Source organism: Nocardioides sp. LHD-245 (assembly GCF_030929495.1).
GTDB lineage: Bacteria > Actinomycetota > Actinomycetes > Propionibacteriales > Nocardioidaceae > Nocardioides.
In genome coordinates this window covers 311,667-331,067 of the sequence record NZ_JAVFWN010000002.1, presented here as the reverse complement: position 1 = coordinate 331,067, position 19,401 = coordinate 311,667, and the positions used below count along the sequence as shown (strand labels likewise).

Genomic DNA, 19,401 nt, shown 5'->3' with positions numbered 1-19,401 from the left:
GAGACCCATGAACTCGAGTTGGCTGACCAGCAGCGCGGCCGTGCTGCCGCAGGTCCTGCGGAGCCGCGCGGCCGAGCACCCGGACCGCACCCTCGTCGTGTTCGAGGACGGCCGGCGCTGGACCTACGCCGAGGCGCTGGGTGAGGCCGAGAAGGTGGCCCACGCCCTGCGCGGCCTCGGCGTCGATCGCGGCGACCGGGTCGTCTCCTGGCTGCCCACGGGGCCCGACGCGCTGCGGGTCTGGTTCGGGGTCAACCTGCTCGGTGCCGTGCTCGTGCCGCTCAACACCGCCTACCGCGGCGGCCTGCTGGAGCACTCCCTCGCGCTGTCGGGCGCCTCGGTCGCGGTCGTGCACGCCGACCTCGTCGATCGCCTGGAGGGGGTCGGTCGCGCGGACCTGACCGACGTGGTCGTCGTGGGCGGGCCCGGGGCCGTCGCCGGGGTGCGGGTGCACGACGCGGCGGTGCTGGACGGCGCCCCGCCGCCGGAGCCGGTCGCGTGGCCGGAGGTGATGCCGTGGGACCCGTACGCCGTCGTACTCACCTCGGGGACGACGGGACCCTCGAAGGGCGTCGTGTGCTCCTACGCTCAGCTGTCGGCATGTGCCGAGGCGGCCTTCGCCGGCGACTTCGGCGCCGACGACCGCTACCTGGTGACCCTGCCGCTGTTCCACGCCGGCGGGACGATCGGGGTCAACGCGGCGGTGGTGCTGGGCGGGAGCATCGTGTTGACGTCCGGCTTCCGGACAGGGGACTTCTGGGACTTCGTCCGCGCGACGGAGCCGACGCACGTGACGCTCCTGGGGGTCATGGCGACCTACCTGAGCAAGCAGGCGCCGTCGGCCGCGGACCGCGAGCACTCGCTGCGGCGGGTGTTCATGATCCCGCTGTCGGACGCCGCGACCTTCGCGGAGCGGTTCGGCGTCGAGGTCGTGGCGATGTACAACATGACCGAGGTGTCGATCCCGATCGTCTCCGGCCCGAACCCGGCCCAGGACGGCACGTCCGGCCGGGTCCGCCCGGGCATGGAGGTCCGGATCGTCGACGAGCACGACCTGGAGGTGCCCGACGGCACGGTCGGCGAGCTGGTGGTGCGCGGCGCCGAGCCGTGGACCATCGCCACGGAGTACCTCGGCCGCCCGGAGGCCACGGCCGCGGCCTGGCGCAACGGCTGGTTCCACACCGGCGACGCCTTCCGGCGGGTCGGTGGCGAGTACTTCTTCGTCGACCGGATGGGCGACACCATCCGGCGCCGGGGCGAGAACATCTCGTCGTTCGAGGTGGAGAACGAGATCGTCGCGCACCCCAGCGTCTCGGAGGTCGCCATCGTGGCGACGCCGAGCCCCGACGGGGAGGACGAGGTGCTGGCCGTGCTGGCGCCGGCCCCCGGCAGGTCGATCGACGTCGCGGAGCTGATCGAGTTCATCCGGCCCCGGATGGCGCACTTCATGGTGCCGCGCTACTTCCGCGTCCTCGACGAGCTGCCGAAGACGCCGACCAGCAAGATCCAGAAGCACAGCCTGCGCGCGGACGGGATCACGCCGGACACCATCGACCGCGAGGGCCTCGGGATCCGGATCCGCAAGGAGCGGATCGGCGAGCCGGGTCGGGCCCGCTGACCCGACGACCCGTCGGGTCAGGCCGAGCGGGGCAGGGACATCGCCCGGCCCTCGGGCGTCAGGTACACGCCGTCGTCGAACAGGATGACGCCGTTGCAGAGTCGGCACCAGCCCTGCTCGCTGTGGTCGGCGGTCACGTGGGCGGTGCAGCAGTCGGGGTCCCCGGCGGTCGGGCACTCGGGCGAGTGGTCACACATCATCGTGCTCCCTTTCGGTCGTCTCACATCTCTATGTCTCGTGATACGCCTCATCGGCCGCAGATGCACGCTCTTTCGCCGAACTGTCAGGAAGTCTTTCGCCGAACGCCGCGGTAGTGGGTAGGGAAAACCCCACCCCGCACCGGCGGCCCAGGACCATCGAGCCGGGCCGCCGCCGACCCTAGCGTCGATGACATCGGATCCCGCCACCCCGGAACACCCGGGAACAGCCCAGGAGCAGCCATGTCAGAGATCGCGCTCGAGGTCCAGGACCTCACCCGCACCTACGGCGCCGGCGACAACGCCGTCACCGCGCTCGCCGGCGTCGACCTCGCCTTCCGGCGAGGCACCTTCACCGCCGTGATGGGGCCGTCCGGCTCCGGCAAGTCGACCTTCCTGTCCTGCGCCGCCGGCCTGGACCGCCCGACCGGCGGACGGGTCCTCGTCGGCGGCACCGACGTCACCGACTGGGACGAGGAGCGCCGCACCCGGCTGCGCCGCGAGCGGATCGGGTTCGTCTTCCAGGGCTTCCACCTGCTGCCGTACCTCTCCGCCGCCCAGAACGTCGCCCTGCCGAGCCGGCTCGCCGGACGGCGGGTGGACCGCGAGCGGGTGCGCTACCTCCTCGAGCGGGTCGGTCTGGCCGACCGCGCGCACCACCTGCCCGGCAGCCTCTCCGGCGGACAGCAGCAGCGGGTCGCCATCGCCCGGGCGCTGCTGACCTCGCCCGACGTGCTGCTCGCCGACGAGCCGACCGGCGCGCTCGACTCCACGACCGCCCGCCAGGTGCTCGGGATGCTGCGCGGCAGCGTCGCCGACCTCGGCCAGACCGTGGTGATGGTGACCCACGACCCCGTCGCCGCGTCGTACGCCGGCGAGGTGGTCTTCCTCGTCGACGGCCGGGTCGCGGGCCGGATGGCCCACCCCACCGCCGGCGCGGTCGCCGGTCAGCTGGCCCACCTCGACGAGCTGGTGTCGGCATGAGCGCCGCCATGAGCGGGCTCGCCGTGCGCAGCCTGCGGCACCGCCCGCGCGCCGCGGTCGCGACCTTCCTCGCCGTCCTGCTCGGCACCCTGCTGATCGGCTCGTTCGCCACCCTGGCCGAGTCGTCGGGTGGCGCACCCGCGCCGGACGACGGCACCCTGATCATCCTCGGCGCCGTCGTCGGCGGCTGGGGCGCGCTGATCGTGCTCTTCTCCGTCGCCTCGACGGTCGCGATCACCACCACCCAGCGGGCCACGGAGATCGGCCTGCTGCGCACCATCGGCGCCACGCCCCGTCAGGCCCGCCGGCTGATCGCGCGCGAGACCGGCGCGATCGCGCTGACCGCCGCCGTGGCGGGCGCGCTCGCCGCCTCCGTCACCGGCCGCCTGCTCTTCGAGCTCATCCGCTCGGGCGGGCTCGTCTCCGACCGCACGGAGTACGACGCCGGGCCGGCCTCGGTCGCCGGTGCGGCCGTCCTCGTGCTGGTCGTCTCGGCCCTCGCCGCCGCCGTGGCCGCACGCAAGGCCACCCGCGGCCCGGCCGGGATGCTGGTCCGGGAGAGCGCGGGCGAGCACGGCCGGATGCGCTGGTGGCGGGTCGCGGTCGCGCTGCTGCTGATCGGCTACGGCCTCGCGATGGCCGTCATCACGGTCGCCGTGACGGCCGACTCCGACGACCCCTATGCCGCGATGTCCACGAGCGGCTCCAGCTCGATCCTGGTCGGTGTGGGTCTGGCCGTGCTCGCGCCCGTCCTGCTGCGCTGGGCTGCCGGCCCGGTCCGGCTGCTGGCCGGCACCTCGGCGACCGCCCACCTGGCGTCGTACAACACCGCTCGCCGGGCACACCTGCTGGCCGGGGTCCTCGCTCCGGTCGTCGTGCTGACCGCGGCCGCGGCCGGCACGCTGATGCTCGTCGACATCGACCGGCGCTCGCTGCCCGCGGGAACGCCGGACAGCGACACCATCACCCTGCTGAACAATGTCGTCGTCGGGATGATCTCCCTGTTCGCGGCGATCATGGTCGTCAACGCGTTCGTCGCCACCGTCGCGCACCGTCGCGAGGAGCTCCACCGGCTCCGGCTGCTCGGCGCGACGCCGCGTCAGGTGCGGGGCTCGGTGGTGGCGGAGGCCGGCCTCGTCGCGGTGATCGGCGTCGTGCTCGGGCTCGTGGCCGCGGCGACGACGGTCGTCCCGTTCGCCGTCGCCCGCGACGAGGGCCTGGTCCCCGACGGCGGCCTGTGGCTGGTGCCCGCGGTGGCCGCCGCGGTCGTCGCGCTGACCCTGGGCGCGGCCCGGGGGGCGGTGCGGAGCGCTGCGCGGGTGACGGTGTGATGACAGACTCGGTCACGATGGACGTGCTGGCACCGATCCGCCCGCTGCCCGTGTCGCCGGTCGACGAGACCGGCCTCCGGGAGCGGCTGCGGCTGACCCTCGTGGGTGCCGGGTACGCCGTCTCGTTCGTCCCCGGCCTGGTGCTGGCGATCCTCACCCTGCTCTGCATCCCCTTGGGCCTGGTCGGCGTCGGCTTCCTCGCGGCGCTTGGGGTGGTCCCGGCGACGGCGGCGCTGACCGGCGTGCACCGCCGGGTCAGCGGCCGGCTGCTGGGGGAGCCGATCGAGGCGTCGTACGCACCGGCGCGGGGCATCGCCCTGGTCCGTCCGGCGTACTGGCTGCGCGACCCCGCCCGGTGGCGGGACTTCGGATTCCTCTGCTTCGCCGCGACCGGTGGCTTCGTCCTGTCGCTGCTGCCGGTCGTGCTGCTGACCACACCGATCACCTGGCTGATCCTGGCGTTCACCGCAGGTGACTGGGCCTGGGTGCTGCTCTTCGTGTTCAGCGGCCCGCTGCTGATGGCGTGGTGGGTCACCGCCGAGCCGCTGGTCCGGGCCCGGGCCCGCACCGAGCGGGCGATCCTCGGCCACGACCGGGTCGCGGCGCTCGCCGAGCGGGTCGAGCGGGTCGAGGAGTCGCGCGCGGAGACGCTGGACCACTCGGCCGCCGAGGTGCGCCGCATCGAGCGCGACCTCCACGACGGCGCCCAGGCCCGGATCGCCTCGGTCGGCATGAGCGTCGGGCTCGCCGAGAAGCTGCTCCAGACCGACCCCGACGGCGCGGCGGCCCTGCTGCGCGAGGCCCGGGAGACCACCATGGACGCCCTCGACGACCTGCGCTCGGTGGTCCGCGGCATCCACCCGCCGGTGCTCGCCGACCGCGGCCTCGCGGGCGCGATCGAGGCGCTCGCGCTGGCGCTGCCGGTGCCCGTGGCGGTCGCGGTCGCCGTGCCCCGCCTCCCGGCGCCCGTCGAGTCGGCCGCCTACTTCGCCGTCGCCGAGTGCCTCGCCAACACGGTCAAGCACGCCGACGCGAGCCGCGCCTGGGTCAGCGGGTCGTACGCCGAGCAGCGGCTCCGCCTCGTCGTCGGCGACGACGGCCGGGGCGGCGCCGACCCTGCCGGGTCCGGTCTCGCGGGGGTCGCTCGCCGGCTCGCCGCCTTCGACGGCACCGTGACGATCGACAGTCCCGACGGAGGGCCGACCACGGTCCGGCTGGAGGTGCCGTGCCCGACCGTATGACCGGACTGCGAGCCGTGCTCGCCGAGGACCAGGCCCTGCTCCGGGTGGGTCTCACCAGGATCCTCGAGTCCGGCGGCGTCGCGGTGGTCGAGGCCGTCGACAACGCCCCGTCGCTGACCCGGGCGCTGACCCGCGACGACATCGACATCGCGGTGGTCGACGTACGCCTCCCGCCGACCCACACCACCGAGGGCCTGGAAGCGGCGACCGCGGTCCGGGCCACGCGGCGGGCCTTCCCGGTCCTGGTGCTCAGCCAGTGGGTGGAGCCGCTCTACGCCCGCGACCTGCTGGCAGGCGGGGAGGGCGCGATCGGGTACCTCCTCAAGGACCGGGTCGCCGACGTCGACGGCTTCCTCGCCGCGGTGCGCCAGGTCGCCGACGGCGGCACGGTGCTGGATCCGGAGGTGGTGGCGGCCCTGGTCAGCGCTCGCAGCCGCCCCCTCGACCGGCTCACCGAGCGCGAGCAGGAGGTGATGACCCTGATCGCCGAGGGGCGGTCCAACGCGGCGATCGCCGCCCGCCTGGTCGTCACCGAGAAGGCCGTCGGCAAGCACATCAACAGCATCTTCACCAAGCTCGACCTGCCGCAGGCGGCCGACGACAACCGGCGGGTGCTGGCGGTGCTCGCCTGGCTGGACGGGCGCTGAGCCCGCTCATCTAGGGTGGCGGCGTGACCGACCTGACCGTGATCGTCCTCGCCGCCGGCGGCGGCACCCGCATGAAGTCGAAGACGCCGAAGGTCCTCCACCGGATCGGCGGTCGCAGCATGATCGGCCATGTGCTGGCTGCCGTCGGTGCGCTCGAGCCGGCCCGGGTGGTCACCGTGATCGGGCACCAGCGCGAGCTGGTCGGCCCTCACGTCAGCGAGCTGCGGCCGGAGGCGGTGCTCGCCGTCCAGGACGAGCAGCTCGGCACCGGCCACGCCGTCCGGGTCGCGCTGGACGCGCTCGCCGACGCACCGCGCGAGGGCACGGTCCTGGTCGCGTACGGCGACACGCCGCTCCTCGAGGGCGCCACCCTCCGCGCGTTCACGGCGTCGCACCAGCGCGCCGGCGCCGCGGTCAGCATCCTGAGCGGCATCGTGGCCGACCCGTTCGGCTACGGCCGCGTCGTCCGCGACGACACCGGGGTCGTGCAGGCGATCGTCGAGGAGAAGGACGCCTCCGACGCCGAGCGGGCGATCACCGAGATCAACTCCGGCATCCTCGCCTTCGACGCCGCCTTCCTCGCCGAGACCATCGGCCGGATCGGCAACGACAACGCCAAGGGGGAGTACTACCTCACCGACGCCGTCGGGCTGGCCCGCGCCGCCGGGCGGGTCGTCACCGCGCACCCCGTCGACGACGCGCTGCAGACCGAGGGAGCCAACGATCGCGTCCAGCTGGCCGACCTCGGCCGCGAGCTCAACCGTCGCATCGTCACCCGCTGGATGCGTGAGGGGGTCACCGTCATGGACCCGGCGACGACCTGGATCGACGCCGACGTCGAGCTGGCTCCCGACGTCACGATCCTGCCGGGCACCCAGCTGCTCGGCACCACCGTCGTCGCCGAGGACGCGGTCATCGGGCCCGACACGACGCTGGAGGACTGCGAGATCGGCGCCGGGGCGCGCGTCGTCCGCGCGCACGGCCAGCTCGCCGTGATCGGGGCCGGGGCGACGGTCGGACCGTTCGCGTACCTGCGGCCCGGCACCCTGCTCGGCGCCGATGGCAAGATCGGCACCTTCGTCGAGACCAAGAACGCGCAGATCGGCGACGGGGCCAAGGTCCCGCACCTGTCGTACGTCGGCGACGCCGAGATCGGCGAGGGCGCCAACATCGGCGCCGGCACGATCTTCGCCAACTACGACGGCGTCGCCAAGCACCGCACGACCGTCGGGAAGCACGCGAAGACGGGTTCCAACAACACCTTCGTCGCGCCCGTCGCGATCGGCGACGGCGCCTCGACCGGGGGTGGGACCGTGGTCCGGCGCAATGTGCCGCCCGGCGCCCTTGCCGTCAGCACCTCGCCCCAGCGCAACCTCGAGGGCTGGGTCGTCTCGCGACGCGCCGGGACCGCCCAGGCGGAGGCCGCGGCCTCCGCCACGGGTGAACAGTCCGAAAACGGACCCGGACTTGGGGACGACGCGGGCGAGCGGGCAGAATCCTAGGTACCACCAGCGACGACCAGGGGGAGTCACAGACGTGAGCGGTCTGAAGCGGACGACCGAGAAGAACCTGATGGTCTTCTCGGGACGGGCACACCCCGAGCTGGCCGACGAGGTCGCCCGGATCCTCGACCAGGCGCTGGTGCCGACATCGGCGTACGAGTTCGCCAACGGCGAGATCTACGTCCGCTACGAGGAGTCGGTCCGCGGCTGCGACGCCTTCGTGATCCAGAGCCACACGACGCCCATCAACGAGTGGATCATGGAGCACCTGATCATGGTCGACGCGCTCAAGCGCGCCTCGGCCAAGCGGATCACCGTGGTCATGCCGTTCTGGGGCTACAGCCGTCAGGACAAGAAGCACCGCGGCCGTGAGCCGATCTCGGCCCGTCTGATGGCCGACCTGTTCAAGACCGCGGGCGCCGACCGGATCATCACCGTCGACCTGCACGCCGACCAGCTCCAGGGCTTCTTCGACGGCCCGGTCGACCACCTGATGGCGCTGCCGATCCTCACCGACTACATCAAGGACAAGTACGGCGACCAGGAGCTCGCCGTCGTTTCGCCGGACGCCGGCCGGATCAAGGTGGCCGAGCGCTGGGCGGCCCGCCTCGGCGGCGTACCGCTCGCGTTCATCCACAAGACCCGCCGCACCGACGTCGCCAACGAGGTCGTCGCCAACCGCGTCGTCGGCGATGTCAAGGGCCGCATGTGCGTGCTGACCGACGACATGATCGACACCGGCGGCACCATCGTGAAGGCCGCCGAGGCGCTGATGGCCGACGGCGCGGCCGGCGTCATCATCGCCGCGACCCACGCGATCCTCTCCGACCCCGCCGTCGACCGGCTCAAGAACTGCTGCGCCACCGAGGTGGTCATCACCAACACCCTCCCGGTCGCGCCCGAGAAGCAGTTCGACAAGCTCACCACCCTCTCGATCGCGCCGCTCGTCGCCCGGGCCATCCGCGAGGTCTTCGAGGACGGCTCGGTGACCTCGATGTTCGACGGGCACGCATAGCCCCGCGTCCGTCCTCCGATCGACCGCCGCGGGACACCCCGCGGTCGGGTCGTGGAGACCCTTCGTTCATCTGACTCCGATGGGCTGCGTTGGTTCACGCAACCACGGAGGATCGATGAGCGTCAGGTGGGGCCGCACGGCCCGTCGCGGACTGGTAGGCACGACGGCCGGAGCACTGCTCCTCGGCCTGCTCGGCGGGGTGGCGGCGAGCGCCACCGCGGCGCCGCGCGACGACGACCGGCCGACGTACCTCGGCAAGAGTCTCTACACCGGTGAGTTCCACTCCCACACCTCGGTCAGCGACGGTGTGCAGCTGCCGAGCGACGCCTTCGACCACGTGCGGTCCGAGACCGAGGCCGACTTCTTCACGGTCTCCGAGCACGACGTCATGTGGGACCTGCGCAACGGCGACGACTTCGTCGACGACTGGCGCGACGCCGACTCCGAGGAGTGGCGCGCGGTGCACGAGGACGCGCTCGCCTTCAACGAGGCCCAGGACGACCTCGTCGCGGTGCCCTCGATCGAGAACACCTGGTACGACGGCACCGGCCACATCAACGTCTTCAACGCCGACTGGAAGGCGACCGCGCGGGCCACGGAGAAGGGCAGCGTCGACGGCTTCGGCAACGGCTTCGGCACCGGCGACCTGAAGTACGACATGTACACCTTCTTCGCCCGGATCAAGCAGGACCCGGATGCGATCGGCCAGTTCAACCACCCCAGCGCCACGGGCAAGGGCCGCTTCTTCGGCTTCAACGGCCTCGACCGCGCCGTCGACGCGTCGATGGAGCTGATCGAGGTGAAGAGCGCCGGGCAGCAGGAGCAGTACGTCGCCGCGCTGGACACGGGCTGGCACCTCGGCCCGGTCTGGAACGGCGACGAGCACTCGGCGACCTGGGTCAGCGGCAACCAGGCGATCAGCGGCGTGTGGGCGAGTGAGCACTCCCTCGACGGCCTGTACGCCGCGATGAAGGACCGCAGCACCTACAGCAGCCAGGACGGCAACCTCGAGCTCGCCTTCGGCGGCAACGACCGGCTGATGGGCTCGATCCTGCCGGCCGACACGACCACGGTGAGCTTCGACGTCCGGCTCGAGGACCCCGACGAGCGCGATGCGTTCACCCGGGTCGAGCTGGTCACCAACGGTGGGATCGTCGCCCACGAGTTCCCCGGCGTGGCGGGCCGCACGCTGGACCTCGGGCACGAGCAGGCGGTCGCCGCGGGCGACTGGTATTTCGTGCGCGCCACCCAGGCCGACGGCCACGTCGCCGTCTCCGCCCCGATCTGGATCGGCGAGACGACCCGCGGCGCCAACTACGCGCCCGAGATCACCGTGGCCGACGGCTTCCCGGCCACCGCGGCGTACGGCGCGACGATCGACCTTCCGCAGGTCACCGCGACCGACGACTCGGGCCTCGCCCCGACCGTGACCTACGAGGTGTACGACGCCGCGGGCGCCGTCGAGGTCGCCGACGGCGCGTTCCGGGTGCGCGGCTACGACGACCACTTCGTGGTCGTCAAGGCCGAGGACGGACAGGGCAATATCGGCACCGAGCTGCTGCGCATCGTGGTCGACCAGGACACCCTCGACCCCGCGGGTGTCTTCCAGTACTTCGGCAGCACCGCGACGGTGACCGAGCAGGCGGGCGGAGCCGGCATCGCCGTCTCCACGGACCGCGCCATCGACAAGGTCTATGCGCAGGTCCGCCCGGCCGGCGGCGACGACTGGACGGGCGCCGAGGTGCTCACCTCGACCAACGATCGGGCCTACGAGGTCAACACGATCGGCAACGACGAGCCGGTCTACCAGCACTCGATCACCGGTCAGACGCTGCGCAGCCACGAGTTCGACCTCACCGGCCTGGGCGACGGCGGCCGCTACGAGTACCGGTTCGGCGTCGCGGTGGACGGCGCCGCCCCGTCGCCGGCCGCGGCCGGCGCCTGGACCGAGGTGCAGGGCGCGTTCGTCGCCGGCGGCGCTGGCAACGAGCCGATCTACGCGATCGGCGACCTGCAGGCGACCAGCCACGACGCCGGTGACCTCGGCATGCTGCGCGACGTCCTGGCCACCCTGCAGGAGAAGGCCCCCGGCGGACGCACCCTGCTGCAGACCGGCGACCTGGTCGACAACGGCGGGCGCGGCCAGTACTGGGAGGAGGTCTTCGAGCACGTCTTCGACGGCCTGGACGTCCAGTACGCACCGGTGGCCGGCAACCACGAGACCTACGGGGACCTCGACTACAACGCGCACTCCGAGGAGCGCACGGCGATCTTCGGCAACATGTTCGACACCCCGAAGAACGGCGCCATCGGCGAGAGCAACTACTCCTTCGACCGGGGCGACGTGCACATCGCGGTGCTCAACTCCGTGCACGACATGGACAAGCAGATCGAGTGGCTCACCCGGGACATCCGGTCCTCCGACCGGAAGTGGAACGTGGTCACCGGCCACTACTCCTACTACGGCGGCTCGCACGGCGACGACGGGCCGCTCGCGGCCGACCGGCCGAAGCTGACCGCCGCGTTCGAGAAGCTCGGTGTCGACCTCTATGTCGGCGGCCACGACCACATCTACAAGCGTTCCACCATCTACGACGGTCGCCTCGCCGCGACGCCCGCGGAGGAGGCCCTCGGCACCACCTTCGTGACGCTCGGCTCGGCCGGGCCGAAGTTCTACGACAACGTCGTGCACTGGTGGGACGACGTCGTCTTCGACGAGAACGCCCAGATGGGCACCGTGCTCGAGGCCACCGATGCCGGGCTGACGCTGACGACGTACACGGTCGACGGCCGCGAGGTCGACAGCTACACCGTCAAGAAGCCCACCGGCCACTGGCGGATCACCTCCACCGACGTGGTCGACCGCCGGCTCGACGGCGTCGGCGTGCTCAGCACCGAGGGGGCACCGGAGTCGACGACGCTGGTCGCCGCGACCTACGACAGCACGGGACGCGAGCTGCGCGACCTGCGCACCGTCGACGTGCCGCTCGACCACCAGGGCTCGGAGCAGTTCGCCACCTTCGCCACACCGCTGCCGGTGAACCCGAGCGACACCCTCGAGGTGTACGCCTGGGACGGCCTGGCGAGCGCCCGACCGATGACCGCGCCGATCGTGGCGCGTGAGGGCATCGGCGGCGAGGGCACCGAGGCCGACCCGTACCTGATCACCTCCGGGGCCGACCTGGCCAAGATCGCCAACGACCCGGCCGGGCACTACCGGCTGACCACCGACCTCGACCTCACCGGCGAGACCTACTCGCAGCTCGACCGGCTGGTCTCCTTCACCGGCGTCCTCGACGGCGCCGGGCACACGATCACCGGCTTCACGCCGCCGAGCACCGAGGGCGTGGGCCTGTTCGCCGACAACGACGGCACCGTCCGCGACCTCGCCGTCGTCGGCGACGTCACGACCGAGCGCGGCACCGTCGGCCTGGTCGCCGACGTCAACCACGGCGTGATCGAGCGGGTCCGCACCGCGGGCTCGATCACCGGCGCGACCCGGGCCGGGGGCATCGTCGGCGACCACTACGGCACCATCCGCGACTCCTACTCGACCGCGGACGTCACCACCACCGGCCTGTACGCCGGCGGCGTGGTCGCGATCGCGGTCGGCGGATCGACCAGCGAGCGACTGCTGTCGACCGGCGCGGTGCGGGCGCAGGGCCGCAACGCCGGCGGCGTCGTCAGCTACGGCTACGAGAACACGGTGGTCTCCCAGTCGGTGTCCCTCAACGACCTCGTCCAGGCGCCCTCCTTCGCCCACGCCATCGTCGGGCGCGTGGCCGACGGCCAGATCGCCGAGCTCTCGCGCAACTACCGCAGCTCCGGTGTCACCGTGACGGGGGAGAGCCTGACCGACCCGCCCGCCGCCGACAACTGGAAGGGTGAGGTCGTCCGGGCCGCCGACCTCCGGACGGCCTCCTGGTTCGCCGGCCTCGGCTGGGACCTCGACGGCGTCTGGGAGTGGCACGCGAAGGCCAAGCGTCCGCTGCTGCGTGGGGCGCCCGAGGAGATCGACGACACGGCCGTCGCCCCGACCCTCCCGCAGGACCAGGACGGCTCCTACCTGATCACCGAGCCGGCCCACCTGGCGCAGGTCACCGCGTTCCCGGAGGAGAGCTACCGGCTCGGCGCCGACCTCGACCTGAGTGGCGCGGACGTGCCCCAGCTCGCGACCCGCCGCCCGTTCAACGGCGTCTTCGACGGTGCCGGCCACGAGATCCGCGGCTGGACCTCCACCGCCGGAGGCCTGTTCGCCCTGATCGGCGCCGACGGAGCCGTGCGGGATCTCGGGATCGCCGAGGTCCGCATCGACAAGCCGGACGCCCGCGCCGGTGCCCTGACCGACACGCTGCGCGGCACCGTGGAGCGGGTCTGGACCTCGGGCTCGGTCACCGCCAAGGAGTACGCCGCGGGCGTGGCCGGAGACTCCTTCGGCACGATCCGCGACGCCTACTCGACCGCCACGGTGCGCACGTCGGGTGGCAACTACGCCGGCGGCATCGTCGGCGTCGCGGACGCGCCGAGCCTGACCGAGCGCGTCTACGCCACGGGGGAGATCACCGCGACGGGCACGTCGGGAGGCGGCATCAGCGGCTACGCCCGCAACAGCGCCACCGTGGTGCGCCAGGCGTTCGCGCTCAATCCGTCGGTCACCGGGACGACGACCAGCCAGCGGGTGGTCGCCCGCTCGGCCAACGGCCAGACCGCGACCCTCGCGGACCTCTACGCCGCCGAGTTCGTGGTGGCCGGCGTCCAGTCCGCCACCGCGACCGGGCCGGCCACGCTCAACGGCGCGACCGTGTCCGCGACGGACGCTGCGCGGGAGGCCACCTGGGCCGACGCTCTCGGCTTCGACCTCGAGCAGACCTGGGCCTGGGACGCCAACGGCGAGCGGCCGGTGCTGCGCACCGCCACCGAGGACGTGCCCGAGCGCCCGGGCCCGACCGCCGGGCAGGACGAGGACGGCGCCTGGCTGATCACGACCGCCACCGAGCTGCGGGCGCTCGCGACGTACCCCGACGAGCGGTTCCGGCTCGCCGCCGACCTCGACCTGGCCGGCACCTCCGTGCGGGTGCCCACCTTCCGGGGAACGCTCGACGGGGCGGGGCACGAGATCCGCGGCCTCCGGTCCACCGAGGGCGGGCTCTTCGGGGTGATCGACACCGCCGGTGTCGTGACCGATCTCGTGCTGGAGCAGGTGGAGATCACCAAGACCGGCAACAAGGCCGGTGGCCTGGTCGACACGCTGCGGGGCACCGTCGAGCGCGTCGGGGTGTCCGGATCCGTCAGCGCGCCGTCGTACGCCGGCGGCATCGCGGGCGAGTCGTTCGGCACCCTGCGCGACGCGTGGTCGACGGCGGACGTGACGACCACGACCGCCGCCTATGCCGGCGGCATCATCGGCGTCGCGGACGCGCCGAGCACCACGGAGCGCGTCTACGCGACCGGCGAGGTCCGGTCGGCCGCCGCGTCGGCGGGCGGTCTCACCGGCTATGCCCGCAACGGCGGGACCGTCGTCCGGCACGGGGTGGTGGCCAGCCCGGTGGTCACCGCGACCACGAACGCGCACCGGGTGATCGCCCGGTTCGCGGGCGCCGAGCCCGCCACGCTGGGCGACCTGTGGGCCGTCGACACCCTGGTGCCGGCCGTGCAGGTCAGCACCGAGGTGGGACCGAGCACGCGCAACGGCGGCTCGTTGACCGCCGCCGAGCTGGCTCAGGAGTCCACCTGGTCCGGGATCGGGTTCGACCTCGCCGAGGTGTGGCGGTGGGACGCCGACCTCGCCCGTCCGGTGCTCCGCGCACCGGCGCCCGCCGCGAGCGAGCGGGGCGCCGGCCTCGGCCGCGCCGCGCCGGGCTTCGGCACCCGGGCGACGCAGGCCGCTCCCGGGACCGGGACGGACGGACCCGGCCACACGCTGGCCAGCGGCCAGGACGGTGCCGTCACCGTCGCCCTCGAGCTGGGCCCGGCCGCCGCCGGCGGCGAGGCAGGCGTGCTGGTGCTGCGCAGGACCGCCGACCCGAACGCCCCCGCTGCCGCCGACGTCGCCTACCTGGGGCAGCGCACCCTCGACGGCGCTGGCCGCGCCGCGCTCGACCTGGTGCTGCCGGACGAGCCGGCGGCCTACCGCCTGGTCGCCGGGTTCTCCGCCGGAGACGTCCGCTACGTCGCACCGCTGGACCCCGACGCACCGGTCGACCCGACCGACCCGGCCCGGCCGACCGTCAGCGCGGACGACCTGGAGCTCGGCTTCGGCGGCACCGCGACGCTGACGGTCCGGGTGGGCGGCGCCGAGGGAGCTCCGACCGGGGCGGTGCGCGTCCTCGCCGGCGCGACGGTCGTCGGCGCCGGACAGCTCGCGGCCGGCACGGCGTACGTCGTGCTCCCGGCCCGGTCGCTGCCGGTCGGCACCCATCAGCTGCGGGTGGCCTACGACGGCGACGGGAGCTATGCCGCGGCGTCGGCCACGGTCCGGGTGCATGTCGCCAAGGCCCAGGCGGAGGTCCGGGTGCTGAAGGTGAGGCCGAAGCGGATCCAGGTGCGCCGGACCCGCGCGGTGGTCCGGGTGCGGGTCGACGTACCACCGGGCGTCAGCGCCGACGGCACCGTGACGATCAAGATCCCCGGCGCGAAGGACGTCCGGGGCGTCGTACGCAACGGCGTCGTGAAGGTGCGGCTGCCGGCGTTCCAGCGGGTCGGCGCCCGGAAGCTGAAGGTCGTCTTCGCCGGGAACGCCGAGGTCGAGAAGACGAGGACGATCGTGAGAATCAAGGTCCGCCGCTGAACCGGGCCGGCTCGGTCAGGCGTCGTCCAGGCTCCGCACGAACGCGCCGAACCCGGGCAGGGTGAAGCGCACCAGCCCGTGCCCGACCGGCTCGATCACGCCCTTCTCGATCAGCCGCTCGCGGGGGACGCTGATCGCGCGGGAGTCGACCTCCATGCCGGCCGCGATGGCCGCCCGGGTGACATTGCCGTCACCCGCGGCGGCCATGGCGGCGAGGAAGCGCCGCTCCAGGCGTGACGCCGCGCCCCAACGGGCCCGGTGCATCGCGGCGAGCTGATCGCGCGCGACCGGCAGGCCGCGCTTCACGGCGGCGAGGGTGAGCCGGTCGCCGGTGCCGGGCGTGGCCGCGTCCCAGGTGGTGCTGCCCAGCAGCTGGATCAGGTAGGGGTATCCGCGCGACTCGGCGACGATCGCGGCGAGCGCCGCCTCCGACCAGCCGACGCCCTCGGCCTCGGCCGGCGCGACCAGCGCCGCGCGGGCGTCGTCGTCGGAGAGGACCTCGAGGGAGACGAAGCTGCTGCGCTCGCCGAAGGTCGCGGCGCGGGTGAGGGCCTCGGGGGTGACCGGCAGGCCGGCGGCGACCGTCGCGAGCGGGTTGTCCGTGCGCTCGCCGTCGAGGTTCTGCAGCGTGTTGAGGAGGACGGCCATCTCGTCGGCCGAGGCGGTGTGGAGCTCGTCGAGGAGGAGGAACAGGCCCGCGCCGCCGTGCTGTCGGACCGACGAGGCGGCCTCGTGCAGCAACGACTCCAGGACACCGATAGCCGCGTGCGGGGGAGCGGTCGTCTCCTTGCGGGACACCTCGGCCTGCACCTTGGCGCCCGGGATCCCGACCTCCACGGTCAGCCGCTCGAGCTGGCCGCGCCAGCGGCTGCCGGCTGCTCCCGCCGGGACGGCGTCGGCGCGTTCGAGCCCCCGCGCGATGCTGTGCGCGATCTCGGCGAGGACGGGCTGCTGTCGCGAGCAGGCCACCCAGGCGGTCACGAACCCGGACTCCACCGCCCGGCGCTGACCGGCCCGCAGCAGCGAGGTCTTGCCGATGCCGCGGGGCGCGTGGAACACCAGGAGAGGACCGCCGAGCTCGCCGTACGTCGCGACCCGGGCGAGCAGGCCTTCGATCCGCCGCATCTCCACGGAGCGGCCCGCGAGGATCCGCGGCACCTGTCCGGGGGTGTAGGGGTTGCTCGGCATGGACGGCCTCCGGGCTGTGATACGTCTTTATACTTCCGGAAAGTATAAATCAGTATCAGCGGTCAGGCCGCGTGGTCGAGGACGAAGTTGGTGACCATGATGTCGACGTGCGTGGGCGTCTCGTCACCGCTCGCGGCGGTGATGCGTCTCGTGCCGGTCGGGTCGACCAGGTAGTGGGCCCCGTGGGGATCGCGCCAGATCACGATCCCGGGGAACGGATGTCGGGCCTGCCAACCGGCGTGGGTCTTGATCCGGTGGTGGGTCCGGGTGAGTGGTCCGAGGTTGTCGATGCTGGTGGGTCCGCCCTCGCCGTAGGGGATCGCGTGGTCGAGGTCCATGTGGCGGGTGGTGTTGGCCGCGTAGGGGAACACGTCGGCGGGGTGGATCAGGTGCACGGCCTCGCGCAGGCGGGCGGGGATCTCGTAGGCGTCGACGGGTGCCATCCCGGGCAGGTCGACCACGGGGGTGATCTGGACGCGGGCACCCGTCTCGCCGAGCAGGTGGGTGAGGCGGCCGATGGTGATCGGGCCGTGGCCCTCGAGTCGGGCGATGGGTGAGTCGGCGTAGAGGTGCAGGTAGACCTTGGCCCGTACCTTGACCGGACCCACGTCCTCGCCGAGGTCGGGATGGGTGGTCGGGTTCATGAGAAGGGCCGCGGCGGCGACGCGGCGGTCGTTCACGCCCGCGTCGGGCAGCTGCTCCTTCAACCTGTCGGCGACCGCGGTGACTGCGGCGTCGATCCCGGCGATGGTGACCGCATCAGCCCTGATCAAGAACGTGGCCATGCCGTGCTGGTTGACCCGGCTCATCCGGGCACACCGCTCCTTCGCCGCGACCTCCTCACGGGCCCGGGCGAGTTCGGGGGCCGCGGCGGCGATCTTGCCCGCGACCAGGGTCTCGAACCGGGACCACGCCAGACGACCGTCCGCGACCCCATGGACCTCACCGTCGACCCACCCAGCCTCCTCAGTCGAGAGGTCGCGGGTCGTGTCGGCGACATGCCGGGCATGCGGAACCCGGACCGTGCCGGCCTCGATCCCGGCCCACAGTTGGGGGAGCCGGAGCTGGAGGTCGACCGCGTCGGCGATCAACCTGCGTGCACCGTACGGGCTGGTCTGGACCCGGGCGCCGAAGACGGCCGCGGCGTGCTCGGTGATCAACGGGGTCCCGACCCCACCCGCGCGCTTCGCGCGGGCACGGCCGCGGCGATCCGACGCAGGGAGGCGGTCGGGGTGGTGCAGCACCGCCCACTGATAGGCCGCCCGCAGCACCTGACGCTCAGCCTCCAGGCGGGCGGCGTGCTGGCGCTCGACGAAGTCGAGCACCCCCACCACCGACAGGTCCTCCAGACCCGTCTCACCCTGATCACTGACCATGCCCCGATCAAACACAGGGGGTCCGACACAACCCGGGCGACCTCACGCAGGCTCGCCCGGCAGCACAGCTGTCGAGGTGCAGTGGATCGTGACAAGTCGCTGTCGATGTCAAGTCATAGTCAGGTCGACATGGGCGTGCCAGCGGCGAAGCCCGGGATCGGGTGCTGAGAGAATCGTGTATGACGCTGACCAATCCCTGGCTCGCTGGACCAGCGCCTGCCGAAGTGCTGCCTCGAGCAGACCTCGAGGAGCGCATCCTCAACCTGTTCTCCACTCAGAACGTGGCGGTGATCGCGACCATCAACGGCGATGGCTCGCCGGCCGCAACGCCGGTTCGCTTCTACAGCCTCGGGTTCGAGATCTTCTTCACGAGCTGGAACGCCTCAGTGAAGTCACGCAACCTGCAGCGCGACGCCAGGGTCTCGGCGGGGATCTTCGCGCCTCTCGTCGGGCAAGCGAGCAGCCGGGGCGCGCAGCTGTTCGGTACCGCACGCACCTTGGAGCGGAGCGATCCGGACAGTGACGACTACTGGGAGGCATTCCGCTGGCAGTCGGACCATGTCGAACGGGGGCGGTCGCTGAGCAAGCCGCCCACCGACCCGCTGACGGTGATCACCCCGCACCGGATCCTCTATACGGAACACTGGCTACGCCGCACGGGCTTCGCCCCACGCCAGACCTGGAGACCCGCCGCCTGAGTCGGATGGACCGCCCATCATGAGGAGCACGCCGACGATGCCCATCGACCACACCGATGTCGAGGTCGCGTCGGCAGCTACGGCTGGTGCCGCGGCCGGCCGACCCGAACGCCGCACGCGCGACGGTGCTCAGGGGCGGGCCGGCACCACCGAAAGGCCGTCTCCGCTGACCAGGTCCGGGTCCGGTGCCCGGCCTGAGGCAAGCATCAACAGCTCCTGGATCGGCCCGGTCACGGTCGGGCCGGAGCCGCGCTCCCAGTCGACGTCGGTGGCGACCATCCGCACGCTCCGGACGAGACGGCCGGTGCCCATCAGCGGAGCCAGCCGCCGGACCCGGTCGGCGGCGACCACGGCCGCCTCGACCGGCATGGTGCGCCGCCGGCCGAGCGGGCGCGCGATGTCCTGGTGGTGGAGGAGCGCGTCGATCAGCGGCTCCACCGAGGTCGTGGTCGGGACGTGACGGGTGCTGGCGGCGTACCTCTCGAAGTCGCCGAGGATGCTCTCCCTCGTCTCCCGGGCGCCGAGACGCTTCACCTCGCGGAAGATCATCGTGTTGTAGCCGCGGCCCAGGTTGCGCGCCAGCAGCCCCGGCATCGCGGCCCAGCCGAGCTGGGGCGTGGAGATCACGTGCGCCGCGACGTCGTGGACGCTCCATCCGGGACAGAGGGTGTCGTGTCGCCACGCCTCGTCGTCGAGGTCCGCCAGGAGCTCGGCCAGCGCGGCTCGCTCGGCGTGGATGTGCGCCCAGATCGTGGCCTTGTCCATGACGACCTCCGATGGTCAGTGTCCCTGACTGTTATAGTCAGCCTGGCTGACT

General features: G+C 72.7%; 13 protein-coding genes. 9 read left to right on the top strand and 4 right to left on the bottom strand.

Features of this window, described 5'->3' with window-relative positions:
• Window positions 1-7 precede the first annotated feature (7 nt).
• The gene (locus RB608_RS04210; RefSeq protein WP_308086552.1) at window positions 8-1,618 is read left to right on the top strand and encodes an AMP-binding protein; all 1,611 of its coding nucleotides are present in this window, start codon (window positions 8-10) and stop codon (window positions 1,616-1,618) included.
• Window positions 1,619-1,635: 17 nt separating this feature from the next.
• Here RB608_RS04210 and RB608_RS04205 read toward each other — a convergent pair whose 3' ends face one another.
• The gene (locus RB608_RS04205; protein WP_308086551.1) at window positions 1,636-1,818 is read right to left on the bottom strand and encodes a DUF5999 family protein; all 183 of its coding nucleotides are present in this window, start codon (window positions 1,816-1,818) and stop codon (window positions 1,636-1,638) included.
• A gap of 240 nt (window positions 1,819-2,058) precedes the next feature.
• Between RB608_RS04205 and RB608_RS04200 the strand changes: the two genes are divergently transcribed.
• The 7 genes from RB608_RS04200 to RB608_RS04170 all read left to right on the top strand — a co-directional run bounded on the left by RB608_RS04200 (window position 2,059) and on the right by RB608_RS04170 (window position 15,322).
• On the top strand, window positions 2,059-2,799 hold the full coding sequence (locus RB608_RS04200; protein ID WP_308086550.1) for an ABC transporter ATP-binding protein: 741 nt from the start codon (window positions 2,059-2,061) through the stop codon (window positions 2,797-2,799).
• The gene (locus tag RB608_RS04195; RefSeq protein ID WP_308086549.1) at window positions 2,796-4,130 is read left to right on the top strand and encodes an ABC transporter permease; all 1,335 of its coding nucleotides are present in this window, start codon (window positions 2,796-2,798) and stop codon (window positions 4,128-4,130) included. Before RB608_RS04200 ends, RB608_RS04195 begins: the two co-directional genes overlap by 4 nt.
• 17 nt (window positions 4,131-4,147) lie before the next feature.
• The gene (locus RB608_RS04190) at window positions 4,148-5,371 is read left to right on the top strand and encodes a histidine kinase (RefSeq protein WP_308086548.1); all 1,224 of its coding nucleotides are present in this window, start codon (window positions 4,148-4,150) and stop codon (window positions 5,369-5,371) included.
• A gap of 5 nt (window positions 5,372-5,376) precedes the next feature.
• Window positions 5,377-6,018 (top strand): response regulator transcription factor, encoded by a 642-nt coding sequence (locus RB608_RS04185; RefSeq protein ID WP_308086727.1) that lies wholly within the window; start codon window positions 5,377-5,379, stop codon window positions 6,016-6,018.
• 23 nt (window positions 6,019-6,041) lie between these two features.
• The gene (glmU, locus tag RB608_RS04180; RefSeq protein ID WP_308086547.1) at window positions 6,042-7,520 is read left to right on the top strand and encodes a bifunctional UDP-N-acetylglucosamine diphosphorylase/glucosamine-1-phosphate N-acetyltransferase GlmU; all 1,479 of its coding nucleotides are present in this window, start codon (window positions 6,042-6,044) and stop codon (window positions 7,518-7,520) included.
• Window positions 7,521-7,554: 34 nt separating this feature from the next.
• Entirely contained in the window at window positions 7,555-8,535 is a 981-nt protein-coding gene (locus RB608_RS04175) for a ribose-phosphate diphosphokinase (protein WP_308086546.1), read from the top strand.
• Window positions 8,536-8,650: 115 nt separating this feature from the next.
• A complete protein-coding gene (locus RB608_RS04170) occupies window positions 8,651-15,322 on the top strand; it encodes a metallophosphoesterase (RefSeq protein ID WP_308086545.1) in 6,672 nt (2,223 codons plus the stop codon).
• Between the two features lie 15 nt (window positions 15,323-15,337).
• Here RB608_RS04170 and RB608_RS04165 read toward each other — a convergent pair whose 3' ends face one another.
• Entirely contained in the window at window positions 15,338-16,510 is a 1,173-nt protein-coding gene (locus RB608_RS04165) for an ATP-binding protein (RefSeq protein ID WP_308086544.1), read from the bottom strand.
• Between the two features lie 62 nt (window positions 16,511-16,572).
• The gene (locus RB608_RS04160) at window positions 16,573-17,886 is read right to left on the bottom strand and encodes an HNH endonuclease signature motif containing protein (protein ID WP_308086543.1); all 1,314 of its coding nucleotides are present in this window, start codon (window positions 17,884-17,886) and stop codon (window positions 16,573-16,575) included.
• Between the two features lie 179 nt (window positions 17,887-18,065).
• Here RB608_RS04160 and RB608_RS04155 point away from each other — a divergent pair, with 179 nt between their 5' ends.
• On the top strand, window positions 18,066-18,584 hold the full coding sequence (locus RB608_RS04155) for a pyridoxamine 5'-phosphate oxidase family protein (RefSeq protein ID WP_308086542.1): 519 nt from the start codon (window positions 18,066-18,068) through the stop codon (window positions 18,582-18,584).
• A gap of 129 nt (window positions 18,585-18,713) precedes the next feature.
• Here RB608_RS04155 and RB608_RS04150 read toward each other — a convergent pair whose 3' ends face one another.
• The gene (locus tag RB608_RS04150; protein WP_308086541.1) at window positions 18,714-19,349 is read right to left on the bottom strand and encodes a maleylpyruvate isomerase family mycothiol-dependent enzyme; all 636 of its coding nucleotides are present in this window, start codon (window positions 19,347-19,349) and stop codon (window positions 18,714-18,716) included.
• Window positions 19,350-19,401 lie beyond the last annotated feature (52 nt).